The 12,731-nt window shown below is 67.0% G+C and carries 11 protein-coding genes; 2 read left to right on the top strand and 9 right to left on the bottom strand.

Annotated features, from left to right (window positions below):
* Window positions 1–53: 53 nt before the first annotated feature.
* Complete coding sequence (locus QX128_RS19405) at window positions 54–818, bottom strand: tRNA1(Val) (adenine(37)-N6)-methyltransferase (RefSeq protein ID WP_315802831.1); 765 nt, start codon at window positions 816–818, stop codon at window positions 54–56.
* Complete coding sequence (locus QX128_RS19400) at window positions 811–1,038, bottom strand: DUF2007 domain-containing protein (RefSeq protein ID WP_315802830.1); 228 nt, start codon at window positions 1,036–1,038, stop codon at window positions 811–813. Before QX128_RS19400 ends, QX128_RS19405 begins: the two co-directional genes overlap by 8 nt.
* 155 nt (window positions 1,039–1,193) lie before the next feature.
* Here QX128_RS19400 and QX128_RS19395 point away from each other — a divergent pair, with 155 nt between their 5' ends.
* On the top strand, window positions 1,194–2,204 hold the full coding sequence (locus tag QX128_RS19395) for a polyprenyl synthetase family protein (protein WP_315717243.1): 1,011 nt from the start codon (window positions 1,194–1,196) through the stop codon (window positions 2,202–2,204).
* A 127-nt stretch (window positions 2,205–2,331) separates the two neighbouring features.
* Here QX128_RS19395 and QX128_RS19390 read toward each other — a convergent pair whose 3' ends face one another.
* From QX128_RS19390 to QX128_RS19380, 3 genes are all read right to left on the bottom strand, one after another.
* A complete protein-coding gene (locus QX128_RS19390) occupies window positions 2,332–3,234 on the bottom strand; it encodes a 4-(cytidine 5'-diphospho)-2-C-methyl-D-erythritol kinase (RefSeq protein WP_315802829.1) in 903 nt (300 codons plus the stop codon).
* A 167-nt stretch (window positions 3,235–3,401) separates the two neighbouring features.
* On the bottom strand, window positions 3,402–5,198 hold the full coding sequence (locus QX128_RS19385) for a tetratricopeptide repeat protein (RefSeq protein ID WP_315802828.1): 1,797 nt from the start codon (window positions 5,196–5,198) through the stop codon (window positions 3,402–3,404).
* A gap of 240 nt (window positions 5,199–5,438) precedes the next feature.
* A complete protein-coding gene (locus QX128_RS19380) occupies window positions 5,439–7,097 on the bottom strand; it encodes an electron transfer flavoprotein-ubiquinone oxidoreductase (RefSeq protein ID WP_315802827.1) in 1,659 nt (552 codons plus the stop codon).
* A 304-nt stretch (window positions 7,098–7,401) separates the two neighbouring features.
* Here QX128_RS19380 and QX128_RS19375 point away from each other — a divergent pair, with 304 nt between their 5' ends.
* Entirely contained in the window at window positions 7,402–8,220 is an 819-nt protein-coding gene (locus QX128_RS19375; RefSeq protein WP_316238347.1) for a uracil-DNA glycosylase, read from the top strand.
* Window positions 8,221–8,269: 49 nt separating this feature from the next.
* On the opposite strand, the gene QX128_RS19370 is transcribed toward QX128_RS19375, so the two are convergent.
* The 4 genes from QX128_RS19370 to QX128_RS19355 all read right to left on the bottom strand — a co-directional run bounded on the left by QX128_RS19370 (window position 8,270) and on the right by QX128_RS19355 (window position 12,564).
* Window positions 8,270–9,778 (bottom strand): glycosyltransferase family 39 protein, encoded by a 1,509-nt coding sequence (locus QX128_RS19370; RefSeq protein WP_316238241.1) that lies wholly within the window; start codon window positions 9,776–9,778, stop codon window positions 8,270–8,272.
* A 208-nt stretch (window positions 9,779–9,986) separates the two neighbouring features.
* Window positions 9,987–10,841, bottom strand: coding sequence for a ribonuclease HII (locus QX128_RS19365; RefSeq protein ID WP_315802825.1), 855 nt, complete (start codon window positions 10,839–10,841; stop codon window positions 9,987–9,989).
* A 76-nt stretch (window positions 10,842–10,917) separates the two neighbouring features.
* Window positions 10,918–11,367, bottom strand: a complete 450-nt coding sequence (locus QX128_RS19360; protein ID WP_316178193.1) for a VOC family protein — start codon at window positions 11,365–11,367, stop codon at window positions 10,918–10,920.
* 18 nt (window positions 11,368–11,385) lie between these two features.
* Complete coding sequence (locus QX128_RS19355) at window positions 11,386–12,564, bottom strand: PA0069 family radical SAM protein (RefSeq protein ID WP_316238240.1); 1,179 nt, start codon at window positions 12,562–12,564, stop codon at window positions 11,386–11,388.
* Window positions 12,565–12,731 lie beyond the last annotated feature (167 nt).

Raw genomic sequence — 12,731 nt, 5'->3', positions numbered from 1 at the left:
CCGAACGCCAGTCGGAAGCTCAGACGCAATAACGCCCGACCACGATCAACCGTTCAGGGGGTGCTCAAGGCCAGCGCCCCCTGCCCCGACAGCACGCGCACGGCCTCGTCATTCGGCACACCTGCCACCTCATTCAGCACCACTCCGGCGAGAATCTGGGTCGGCGCCCGCCCTCCCTTAACGGCCCGGACCAGGATACGGATCGCCGGCTTGCCCGCCTGGCCATGAACCGGTTGAACGGCAAGACTGCCGAAGCCGCGCGCCAGCGCCGCGACCACCTCGCTCAAACCATCGGCCCGCCAGATCAAGGTCAGCACGCCGCCGGATTTCAGCATCCGCCGCGCGGCATGCGTCCAGATCTCCAACGTCGTCGCCGTTGCCATGTGCGCGGTCGCGCGCGCGGCGTCGGGCGAGGCACGGTGACGGGCAACATCGTGGAACGGCGGATTCATCAGCACGACGTCGACACTATCGGGCCCGAGCCCTGCGGCAGCGAAAGCAGCCGCGTCCGCGGCGACGTCCAGCGCCACGACCTCCGCCGGCAACGCATTGGCGCGTGCGTTGTCGCGCGCGAGCCGCGCCAGATCCGGCTCGCGCTCGACCAGCGTCAAGCTGAGACCGCCCACGCGCCGGGCCAAGGCCAGCCCGGCCGTCCCCACGCCGGCACCGAGATCGACCACGCGATCGCCCGAACGCGCGGCCGTCGCCGCCGCCAGCAGGATTGCGTCGTGGCCGGCGCGATGGCCCGTCGTGGGCTGCCGCAGGCGCAATTGGCCGCCGAGCACGGCGTCCTCCGAAATGTCGACAGCGTCACTCATCAGGGCGCAGTTCATGCGCCAGACCGGCGTCGGTGAGAAGACGCCGGGCCTGGAGAATGTCGTCCTCATGCACGAGGATCCGCCGCGGCAGGATGCCGAGCGAGCCCTCGATGATGCTCATGTTCTGATCGAGCACGAGGTGATGGATGTCGGCGCCGTCGAGCAGCGCCCCTATCGCCGAAACCAGCACGATATCATTGGTCCGAACCAATTCCTTCAATCGTTATGTCTCCATGCGGGCCTGGGTCAAGAAGGGCTTGGGTCAAGAAGAAGGCTTGGGTCAACAAGGCCTGGGTCAAGGTTCCGTGTCTGCCCTTGCCGCCTGCGGCCGCAGTTTCTATTGTCGTTTCGAGCATAGCAAAATCGGAGACCAGAGTGGCGGTTATCGTACCTTTCGAGAGTCCATCGGGAGCCTCCATCGATGGGCTGGTCGCGCTGGTCGCAGCCGACATGGAACGGGTCAACGCTACGATTTTGTCGCGCACCGGGTCGGACGTCACGATGATCCCGGAGGTCGCAAACCACCTGATCTCCTCCGGCGGCAAGCGGCTGCGGCCGATGCTGACGCTGGCGATGGCTCATCTCACCGACTACACCGGCGACGGTCACGTCAAGCTCGCCGCGGCCGTCGAGTTCATGCACACGGCGACGCTGCTGCATGACGACGTGGTTGACGAGAGCGAAATGCGCCGCGGCAAATTGTCCGCGCGCATGCTGTGGGGCAACGAGGCCAGCGTGCTGGTCGGCGACTTCCTGCTCGGCCAGGCGTTCCGCATGATGGTCGAGGTCGGCTCGCTGCGCGCGCTCGACATTCTCTCCGCCGCTGCCGCCACCATCGCCGAGGGCGAGGTGATGCAGCTCGCCGCCGCCAAGAACACCGCCACCACCGAGGACGAATATCTCGCCGTGATCCGCGGCAAGACCGCCGAGCTGTTCGCCGCCGCCTGCGAGGTCGGGCCGGTGCTCGCCGATCGGCCCAAGGCCGAGCAGACCGCCTCGCGGTCCTTCGGCATGAATCTCGGCATCGCCTTCCAGCTCGTCGACGACGTGCTCGACTATGGCGGCAAGGCCGCCAAGCTCGGAAAGAATGTCGGCGACGATTTCCGCGAGGGCAAGATCACGCTGCCGGTGGTGCTCGCGTTCCGCCGCGGTAGCGACAGCGAGCGTGCCTTCTGGATCAAGGCGCTGGAGCGCGGCGAGATCAGCGATCACGATCTCGACCATGCGATCGGGCTGATGAACAAGCACCGCGCCCTGGAGGACACGATCAGCCGCGCGCATCACTATGGCGCGATGGCCGTCGATGCGCTGGCGCTGTTCCCGGCCTCACCGATGAAGACCGCGCTGGAGCAGGTGGTGGCGTTCTGTCTGGCGCGGTCGCATTAGTTGCTTCAAGCGACTGTCGCTGCGACTACGGCGCTCGTGAAAGGGCCCTCGCCCCCAAGGCGAAGCGAAGCTTCGCCTTGGGGGCGAGGGCGCAGTATTGGGCAGTCGTTTCGCAGATGCTGATGAGTTAGCTCAGCGTCCCCGCATGCACCCACCATTCGGGATGCGCGGCGGCGATCGCGGCGCCGGCGGCCTTCGCGTCGGCCTTGCTGCCATAGATCGCAAAGCACGTCGCGCCGGAGCCCGACATCCGCGCCAGCAGCACGCCCGCGCTCGTGCGCAGCGCCTCGAGCACGGTGCCGATGATCGGCTGCACCTTCAGCGCCGGCGGCTCGAGGTCGTTGCGCACCTGATCGAGTGCATCGACCCAGCCGCCGACCGAGGCTCCGGCCTTCGGCCAGGACGGCGCGGTGAGAACATCCGTCACCCCGATCAGCAGATCGCCCGGCTTGAGACCAAGCGCCTGGAACACGTCCTTGGTCGCCACCGGCACGCGCGGATTGATCATCACGCAGGGCAGGACGGGAAGCGCGAGCGGCTGCAGGTTCTCGCCGACGCCCGTCATGGTGCAGGCGCGCGAGGGCACGCAAACCGGCACGTCGGCGCCGGTCTTCAAGGCCACCGCCGCGAGGCGCGGGTCGTCCAGGGACAGGCCATTCAGTTTCGCCAGCAACCGCAGCGCCGCCGCCGCATCGGCGGAGCCGCCCCCAATGCCCGCCGCGACCGGCAGCACCTTCTCGAGGGTGAAGGCGCCGAGCTTCAGGCCGGGAACGGCCTCCGCCAGCAGCCGCGCCGCCTTCAGCACCAGATTGTCCGTGGTCTCGCCGCAGGCGTCCGCCAGAGGACCGGTCGTCGTCAGCGTCAGCTCCGGGCCCGGCACCAGCGTCAGCTGGTCCGCGCAGTCGGCAAAAGCAACGACGCTTTCGAGATCATGATAGCCGTCGACCCTGCGGCCGACGACCCGCAGGGTCAGATTGACCTTGGCGCGCCCCTGCTCCTGCAGCGCGCCGGTGACCGTGGACGCCAACATCGGCGCAATGCCCCCAGCATGTTCGGTGGTGGAGGTCGGTTGCCAACGCGCTGCGGCCCAGGCCGAAACGGACGTGGCCGACAACCGCCACCCCTTCATCAAAATCATCCGGGCTCCCCGGCAAGCCGAGGAGCCCGTGATGGCTCTCATATCGCGATCAGGACGAACTAGCCGCCCTTGCCATCGTCCTTCTTGGCGTCGGACGGCGTGTCCTTGGTGTCGTTGCTGGCCGCAGCGGGCGCCGGATCATCCGGCAGGCCATTCTGGATCTTGGCCTCGATCTTCGGCAGCTCCTCGGCCTCCGGCTTCAGGTCGCGGGCATGGGCCCACTGGAACTTGGCTTCCAGCTTGCGGCCGACGCGCCAATAGGCGTCGCCGAGATGGTCGTTGATGGTCGGATCCTCGGGCTTGAGGTCGATCGCGCGCTCGAGGTTCTTGACCGCCTCCTCGTAATTGCCGATGCGGTAATAGGCCCAGCCGAGCGAGTCGACGATGTAGCCGTCGTCGGGCCGCTGCTCGACGGCGCGCTTGATCATCTTCATGCCTTCGTCGAGATTGATGCCCTGGTCGATCCAGGAATAGCCGAGATAGTTCAGCACGTGCGGCTGGTCGGGCTGCAGCTCGAGCGCCTTGCGCATGTCGGCCTCGGCCTTCGGCCACTGCTTGGAGCGCTCCAGGCAGATGCCGCGATAGTAGTAATAGACGCTGTTGGCCTTGTCGTTGTTGGCGGGCAGCGAATCGACGCCGAGCGAATAGGTCTTGGCGCAATCGGCGAACTTCTTGCGGCCGCGCTCGATGTTGCCGAGCGCCATGATCGCCTCGAGATCCTTCGGATCCTGGGCAATCACGTCCTTGAGGATCTTGATCGCCTCGTCGCTGCGGTCGGCGCTGTCGAGATCGGTGGCGAGCTGGATCTGGGCGTTGCGCTTCAGTGGCGAGCTCGCCGGCACGCGCTCATAGACCTTGATCGCCATCTGCGGCTTCTTCACCGTCTCGTAGAGATCGGCGAGCGACAGCAGCGCCAGCGGATGATTCGGCTGCAGGTGCAGCGCGAGCTGCAGATAGACCAGCGCCAGATCCTCGCCGCCGCGGCGGCTCAAGGTGGCGCCGATGCCGTACAGCGCCTCGGCGGCGCCGGCCTGCGGCGAGTCGACCAGCGGCGGCAGCTTCTTGCCGGCCTTGGTCTCGCGCAGGCCCTCCTGCACCAGCGGATGGCGCGCGAGCTTCTTGTCGAAGGCTTCATAGATCGCGGTCGCCGCCGCCGCATCCTTGTTGCGCGACAGCCAATGCGCATAGGCCTCGGTGATGCGCAGCATCGAATCGTCGAGCTTGTAGGCGCGCTCGAACCGGGTGCCGGCGTCCTTCTCCTTGCCGGCCAGCTCCAGGATCATGCCGGCATGAAGGTCCTTGAACAGCGGATACCATTCGGGACCGGTCAGCTTGTCGATATTGGCGACGGCGGTCTTCGAATCGCCCGCGCCCGCCGCGGCCCACGCCGACAGCAAGGTGGCGACGAGATCGGTGATCGGCCCGCGCACCGACTGGTTGATGTTGGTCTGGGCAGCCGCGTATTTCTTCTGCTTGATGTCCTGCACGCCGACCACGAGCCGCGCGATGCGGTTCGACTTGTCGATCGTGAGCACGCGCTCGGCGAGCTTCACGGCCTCGTCGATGTCGCCATCGGCAACCGAGGAGATGAAGGCGCGGTCGAGCAGCTCGTTGTTCTTCGGGTCGCTGCGTAGCGCCGAGCGGTAGAACGCCGCCGCCGAGGCTGCGTCGCGCTCGACGCTGGCGTGGCGGGCCGCCAGATAGCTGCCCGATGTGGTGAGCGACTTCAGATCGACGCTGGTTGGAAATTTTGCGGCGTTATCCGCAGGATGATCCGGCGTCTGGGCCAGGACGGCACCGGGGAGCAGCAAGGCAGAAACGGCAATTGCGGTCCAGCGATTGCGAATTGACAACATCACGGTGCGCTCTGGTTGTTGGAAATGACGGATCGGTACGGACACGAACCCGATCGGCAGCTCTTCAAGGCGCCGACAATGCCGCGTTTGGCGGCCAACCGCAAGGATTTGCAGGATATTCGGGTCAGCCGGGAGCCCCTTTGGCGAAGGTGACCTGCGTCAAACCGCGCCAGTATGGCCGTATCGTGGCCGGCTGCCCTCCCCGGGGCAGCCGACTCACGCAATCGTGCGTATGCGAGGCTACATCGCCTCGTAGTTCGGCCCGCCGCCGCCTTCCGGAGGAACCCAGGTGATGTTGCCGTTGGGATCCTTGACGTCGCAGGTCTTGCAGTGGACGCAGTTCTGCGCGTTGATCACGAAGCGCGGGCTCGTGCCCTCCTCGACCCATTCGTACACGCCCGCCGGGCAATAGCGGTTGGACGGCCCGGCATAGACGTCGTGCTCGGAGCTCTTCTGCAGCGCCATGTCGGCGACCTTCAGATGCACCGGCTGGTCTTCCTCGTGATTGGTGTTCGACAGGAACACCGAGGACAGCCGGTCGAAGGTCAGCTTGCCGTCCGGCTTCATCGCAGGCTTCGGCTGATGCGCCTTGGCGGGATCGAGCGTGGCGCGATCGGGCTTGGCGTGCGACTGGGTGCCGAACAGCGAGAAGCCAAGGGTGTTGCACCACATGTCGAAGCCGCCGAGGACGACGCCGAGCACGGTCCCGAACTTCGACCACAGCGGCTTGACGTTGCGCACCTTGAACAGGTCCTCGCCCACCGGCGAGCCGCGCCAGGCGTTCTCGTAACTCACCAGCTCGTCATTGGCGCGGCCGGATGCGAGCGCGGCATTGACGTGCTCGGCCGCGAGCATCGCGCTGCCCATCGCATTGTGCACGCCCTTGATGCGCGGCACGTTGACGAAGCCCGCCGCGCAGCCGATCAGCGCGCCGCCGGCGAACGACAGCCGCGGCACCGACTGATAGCCGCCCTCGGTGATCGCGCGCGCCCCGTAGGCAAGCCGCTTGCCGCCCTCGAACACGCCGCGGATCGAGGGGTGGGTCTTGAAGCGCTGGAATTCCTCGAACGGCGACAGATAGGGATCGTCGTAGTTCAGGTGGACGACGAAGCCGACCGCGACGAGGTTGTCGTCATAGTGATACAGGAACGAGCCGCCGCCGGTCTTCATGTCGAGCGGCCAGCCGAACGAATGCTGGATCAGGCCCTTCTGATGCTTGGCCGGATCGATCTGCCAGACTTCCTTGAGACCGATGCCGAATTTCGCCGGCTCGCTCTTGGCGTCCAGCGCGAACTTGGCGATCAGCTGCTTGGACAGGCTGCCGCGCGCGCCCTCGGCGAACAGCGTGTACTTGCCGAGCAGCTCCATGCCGCGGGTGAACGAGGCTTTCGGCTTGCCGTCCTTGCCGATGCCCATGTCGCCGGTGGCGATGCCGCGCACCGCGCCCTGCTCGTCATACAGCACCTCGGTGGCCGCGAAGCCCGGATAGATCTCGACGCCGAGCGCCTCGGCCTTGCGCGACAGCCAGCGGCAGACATTGCCGAGCGAGCCGACGTAGCAATGATGGTTGTCCATCAAGGGCGGCATCGCGAAGCCCGGCAGCGGGATCGCGCTGCTTTCGGTCATCCAGAAGAACTTGTCGACCTTGACCTGGGTCTTCAGCGGGCAATCATCGTCCGAGCGCCAATCGGGAATGAGCTTGTCGAGCGCAGCCGGATCGATCACCGCACCGGACAGGATGTGCGCGCCGACCTCGGAGCCCTTCTCGACCACGACGATGTTGAGGTCGGCATTGAGCTGCTTCAGCCGGATCGCGGCAGTCAGGCCCGACGGGCCGGCGCCGACGATGACGACGTCGAACTCCATGGATTCGCGCGGAGGTAACTCTTCGGTGCTCATGTCTCTCAATCTCAGGCCCGGCCGGTGCAGTGGATCTGGCCTTTGCATCCCCCTGGCGCGTGCAAAGGTCAAACCCGGAGCTACAACAGCAACAATGACTTAACTAGGGTTCCTGGAGGCGCCGGCGGTTCGCTGATGGGCTGGTCCCGAGGGGAGCGAAGGCTGGCGCCGGAACACTAGGGCGTTCCGTCCCTTTTTTGGGTTATTCCAAGCTCTTGTTTCCGATTTTTCGGGGCAGGACAACCACCGAAATGCATTCCGCCATGCGCCGAGGCGGCGTACACTGTCGCCGCGATCGATCATGATGACCCCCGAGCCCCTCCCCGACGTCCGGCAACTGCTCGCCTTCTATCTGGAGGCCGGGGTCGATTGCGCGCTCGCCGACGAGCCGATCAACCGGCTGGTGGAGCCCGAGGCCGCGCCTGCTGCCGGACCTGCCGCCCGTCAGGCGGCGGCGCCGCAGGCCGGCCGGCTGTCGGCGCCGGCGATCATTCCGCCGCGCGGCGAACCGCCGCCTCCGCCGGAAGCGGCCGTCGCCTCGGCCCGCGAAGCGGCGCGGACAGCACCGACCCTGGAGGCGCTGCGCGCGCTGCTGGAGAGTTTCGACGGCTGCGCGCTGAAGCAGACGGCATCGCGGCTGGTGTTCGCCGACGGCAATCCGCAGGCGCGCATCATGCTGGTCGGCGAGGCGCCGGGCCGTGACGAGGACATCGAGGGCCTGCCATTCGTCGGCCGCTCCGGCAAGCTGCTCGACCGCATGATCGGCGCGATCGGGCTCGACCGCAGCAAGGTCTACATCGCCAACGTCATTCCATGGCGGCCGCCCGGCAACCGTACGCCGACGCCGCAGGAGACGCAGATCTGCCTGCCGTTCATCCGCCGCCAGATCGAGCTGGTCGATCCCGATCTTCTGGTGACGCTCGGCAACCCCTCGACCCAGGCGCTGCTCGGCACCACCGAGGGCATCATGCGCACCCGCGGCAAATGGCGCGACTACGACACCGGCAAGCGCACCATCCGCGCGATCGCCACCTTCCACCCGGCCTATCTGTTGCGCTCGCCGTCCTACAAGCGGCTGTCCTGGCAGGACCTGCGCGCGATCGCGACGATGCTGGCGGTCTGAGCGCCAGTCTCTCGGCGTCATTGCGAGCGAAGCGAAGCGCGGCGGGACGTTACGGTCCTTTTGGCCGCACGATCGCCCAGCCGATGCGCAGCACCGGCTGGCGGCCGTTGATCAGCCAGTCGAAGCTGCGCGGCACCTCCGGCACCAGCCCGGGAAAGCGCTGGGCGATCTCCGGCGGCGGGGTGCCGACCGTGTCGGAGGCGCGCCACACGACGACGCCGCCGCTCTCGGCGAATTTGGCCGACGTGACCCAGGGCGTCCGCTGCGGGGTGGCATCGAGGAACAGATGCGCGCGGCGGCGGCCGAGCGCGACCAGGCTGGCGAGCTGCGGATCGCCCGCGACCACCTGCAGCGGCTGGTTGGTACGGCGCTCAAAACTCTCGACGAAGAAACGGGAGATGTCGCGGGCCGGCATCGCCGTCGCGACCTCGCGGTCGCCGAGCAACGGCAGCACCACGGCGCTGCCCGCCACGAGGATGGCAGGCGCGGCGACCGCGACCGCCCAGACCAGGCGCAGCAGCCGCTGCCGCCGCAGATGGATCAGATCGCCCGACGCGACCACCAGGGCAAGGCCGACCATGGTCAGGGTCACGGCAGTGCCGCCGAACACGACCGAGAGGCCGAACAGAGCGGAGATCAGACTGCCCGCCAGCGCCGGTGCAATCGCAAAGCAATAGACGAAGTCGCGCGCGAGCGGCGGCACCGAGCGCCGATAGATGATCGGCGCATCGGTCTCGCCGCGATCGATCCAGCCGGCGTCGAGCAGCACCAGCAGCAGCGCGGCCGAGATCGCCAGTAGCAGTGCCCCCGCCAGCGCGAGCCAATGCCAGGCGCGCACCGAGAGCTCGGCGAGAACGGGCAGCGCCGGCAGCCCGACGCTGTCGGAACGCAGCACGAAAATGAGATAAGGCAGTGCCAGCGCCACCACCACAAGCAGCGCGAACAGCGGATCGAACGAGCGCAGCACGCGGCGGCCCTGCGCGGTCGAGACCACGAAGCCCGCGATCAGCAGCAGCAGGCCGGCGGCGGCCGGCGTGGTCAGCAGCAGCAGGCCAGCCTCGATCGACCAGGCAAACCAGGCGTTGCGCCGGCCCTCGCCGAGAATCCGCCAGCTATGGAGCAGCAGCAGCGCCCAGAGCGGACGCGCCAGCACCTCCGGACCGAATTCCAGCGTGGGCGCACCGAACGCGGTGATGGTCATGGTCAGCAGCACGGCGAGCACCGCCTGCTGGCCGCCGACGATCGCCGCCGCCAGGAGATACATCACCCACAGGCTGAGCGCCGAGCACAGCACGGCCAGCACATAGACGCCGAGCAGATGATCGCCGGCGACGCGATAGGCGATGTCCGACAGCCAGAACGACAGCGGCGGGCCGAGATCGGTGCCAACCTGGTACTCGCGTCCGAATGCAATGGTGGTGGCAAGCTGGCCGGGCGGGCTGCGATAGAACAGCATGGCCACGCCGAGCCACATCAGGGCCTGGCACAGCACCACGATGACGACGACCAGCCGCGGCCTTGCGCGGATCAGTTCGACAACCAGGGACGTGAAACGCATGAACGGCTGGATCGCTTGGCTGAATCGCTGACGACGTCGAGGAGGCCGGCAGGACCGTCGCTCATCCGCAGCAGCCTCGCTGTCCGACGCCCGCAATCGATACCGCATGATCGGGGCGCACAAGACCGCCCCCGCTGCGAGGAGTGACACTTCGTGCCGGTTCGCTATCTCAAGCTTTAAGACCGCGGCGCGATCGAGGCAACCAGCATCAGGCCCCGAGCGAGATTTCGGTGGACGTGACCACGGTCACCTCTGCGAAAAGGTCGGGCTCCGGCACCTCGGTCCAGGGCTGATGCTTGCGCCGGGCGGCGACGACCGGCGCAAACAGGCTGCGATGATGTACCGAGGGGCCGAGCCGGTCCAATGCGGCGAGGTGTTCGGGCACAGCATAGCCCTTGTGCTGCTCGAATCCGTAACCAGGGCAGTCCTGCGCCAGTGCGCACATCAGCCGGTCGCGCGTGACCTTGGCGACGATCGAGGCGGCCGCGATCGACATCACCAGACCATCGCCGCCGATCACCGCCTCGCACGCGCAATCGACGTCGATGCGGTCGCGACCGTCGACGAACACGTGCTTCGGCGCCTCGGGCAGCGCCCTCACGGCGCGAGACAGCGCCCACAGCGAGGCACGCAGGATGTTGTCGCGGTCGATTCGGGCCGGCGAGGCGACGGCCACCGCAAACGCAGACGTCTTGCAGATCTTGTCGAACAGCGCCTCGCGCTGCTCCGCGCTCAGCCGCTTGGAATCATCGAGCCCCTTCGGAATGCGCGCGGGATCGAGAATCACGGCAGCAGCGACCACCGGACCAGCCAGCGGCCCCCGTCCCGCCTCGTCGCAGCCCGCGACCGGCCAGATCCCCTGCTTCAGCAGCGCACGCTCCCGCCGGAAGCTCGGCGGCGCCACCGCGATGACGCCCTTGCCGAGCTTGGCGGCGGTCTTGCCCTTGGCGCTCTGCGGCGCAGGCTTGGTCCCGGCCTTTGCAGCGGCGCTCTTCGCCACGGCACCGCTGGCGGCCTTCGCCCTGCCCGGTTTCTTTGACTGATCGCGAATCATGGCCGGCATGGTGCGGAACGGCCCGCGGCGGTGCAACCCGAACGGACCTCAATTCCCCGCTATTCGCACCCTCTCCAGCAACCGGCTACGCCGGCAGATGCACCCGATCATCGTCGCCGACATCGATTCCCGGCGCCACCACCACTTCCCAGACATGACCGTCCGGATCGGCAAAATAGCCGCTGTAACCGCCATAGTCGGTCCGTTGCGCGAGCTTCAGCAGCAGCGCGCCCTTCTCCACTGCCGACGCGAGCGCCGCATCGACCTCAGCCTCCGAACGGCAGTTCCATGCCAGTGTCACGCCGCGGAATGCCTGCGGCCGCGGCGTGTCCGGCACACCCGCGTCGTGGGCGAGCGCGCTCCACGGGTACAGCGCCAGCACCGTCCCGCCAGTGTCGAAGAATGCCACTTCCTCGCCGGTCGCGCGGAATTTTCTGACGAAGCCGAGCGATGCATAGAAGGCGATGCTCCGCCGCATCTCGGATACACCGAGTGTGATGACGGTGAACCGCGGGATAACCGCACCTGCACTCATCGCGCCACCTCCACACAGTCAGAACAGGCTGAGCTGCTGCCCGCCGCCCTTCGGCCGGACGAAATGATCGGTCGTCAGCTTGGTCCGGCGCTTGTTCAGCCCAAGCTTTTCGCAGGCGATCTCGAAGCGGCGGCCGATCATCCAGGCCATCGGACCCGTGCCCTTCATCCGCGTGCCCCATTGCGAGTCGTAATCGCGGCCGCCGCGCATGTCGCGGATCAGGGTGAAGACGTGGCGGTAGCGGTCGGGATAATGCTCGAGCAGCCATTCGCGGAACAGGTCGCGCACCTCCAGCGGCAGCCGCAGCAACACATAGGAGGCTTCCTTGACCCCGGCATGGGCGGCGGCATCGAGGATGCGCTCGATCTCGCTGTCATTGAGCGCGGGGATCACCGGCGCCACCATCACCGTCGTCGGGATGCCGGCCTTGGACAGCGCCTGCAACGCCTCCAGCCGCTTCGATGGCGTCGAGGCCCGCGGCTCCATAGTGCGCGCCAGCTTCGGATCCAGCGTGGTCACTGATATCGCGACCTTCGCCAGGTTCTTCTTGGCCATCCGCGCCAGGATGTCGGCATCACGCATCACCAGCGCCGACTTCGTGACGATCCCGACGGGATGGCCAACCTTTTCCAGCACCTCGAGGATGCCGCGCATGATCTTCCGCTCGCGCTCGATCGGCTGGTAAGGATCGGTGTTGGTCCCGATCGCGATCATCCGCGGCTCGTAGCCGCTGGCCGCGAGCTCCTTCTCCAGGAGCGCGGGCGCATCCGGCTTCACGAACAGCTTGGATTCGAAGTCGAGGCCAGGCGACAGCCCGAGAAACGCATGGGTCGGCCGCGCGAAGCAGTAGACACAGCCGTGCTCGCAGCCGCGATACGGATTGATCGAGCGATCGAAACCGATGTCTGGCGAGTCGTTGCGGGTGATGACCTTGCGCGAGGTATCGGTCGCGACCGTGGTCTTGAACGGCGGCAGATCTTCGAGGCTCTGCCAGCCGTCGTCGAAGACAACGCGCGCCTCCGCCTCGTAGCGGCCGCTCGCATTGGATTGTGCACCCCGGCCGCGGCGCCGGCCCCGTTCGATGGCGACCGCGAGTTCCGGGAAGTCCTTGTCAGGACCGAAAGAAGGCGCGCCCGCCGGCTCGGAGGGCACCGGGACCGGCGGGCGCTTGAGGGCATGTGAAAATGCTCGGCTCATGGCCAAGACATAGCACACAAAGCGAACATTACAAGAACAAAAGAGAACATTTGCGCGGTGGTTCTGAGCCGGCGGCGCAAGGCCAACCATCACATTCCCGTTCTATCCTCGCAGCGCACTGGAACGGGACGGTGCGGCGTTACTCTAATGCACTCTCCCGCGGGCGC

The organism is Bradyrhizobium sp. SZCCHNR1015 (genome assembly GCF_032489875.1).
Classification (GTDB): domain Bacteria; phylum Pseudomonadota; class Alphaproteobacteria; order Rhizobiales; family Xanthobacteraceae; genus Bradyrhizobium.
Note: the sequence above shows the minus strand (reverse complement) of the source record. Positions and strands in the feature narration are given on the sequence as shown.

Excerpts from the sequence above, each read along its gene's own strand:
- QX128_RS19360 (WP_316178193.1), bottom strand. The coding sequence starts at position 11,367 with ATGAGTGCAGGTGCGGTTATCCCGCGGTTCACCGTCATCACACTCGGT.
- QX128_RS19375 (WP_316238347.1), top strand. The coding sequence starts at position 7,402 with ATGACCCCCGAGCCCCTCCCCGACGTCCGGCAACTGCTCGCCTTCTAT.
- QX128_RS19365 (WP_315802825.1), bottom strand. The coding sequence starts at position 10,841 with ATGCCGGCCATGATTCGCGATCAGTCAAAGAAACCGGGCAGGGCGAAG.
- QX128_RS19380 (WP_315802827.1), bottom strand. The coding sequence starts at position 7,097 with ATGAGCACCGAAGAGTTACCTCCGCGCGAATCCATGGAGTTCGACGTC.
- QX128_RS19355 (WP_316238240.1), bottom strand. The coding sequence starts at position 12,564 with ATGAGCCGAGCATTTTCACATGCCCTCAAGCGCCCGCCGGTCCCGGTG.
- QX128_RS19390 (WP_315802829.1), bottom strand. The coding sequence starts at position 3,234 with ATGTTGGCGTCCACGGTCACCGGCGCGCTGCAGGAGCAGGGGCGCGCC.
- QX128_RS19405 (WP_315802831.1), bottom strand. The coding sequence starts at position 818 with ATGAGTGACGCTGTCGACATTTCGGAGGACGCCGTGCTCGGCGGCCAA.
- QX128_RS19385 (WP_315802828.1), bottom strand. The coding sequence starts at position 5,198 with ATGTTGTCAATTCGCAATCGCTGGACCGCAATTGCCGTTTCTGCCTTG.
- QX128_RS19370 (WP_316238241.1), bottom strand. The coding sequence starts at position 9,778 with ATGCGTTTCACGTCCCTGGTTGTCGAACTGATCCGCGCAAGGCCGCGG.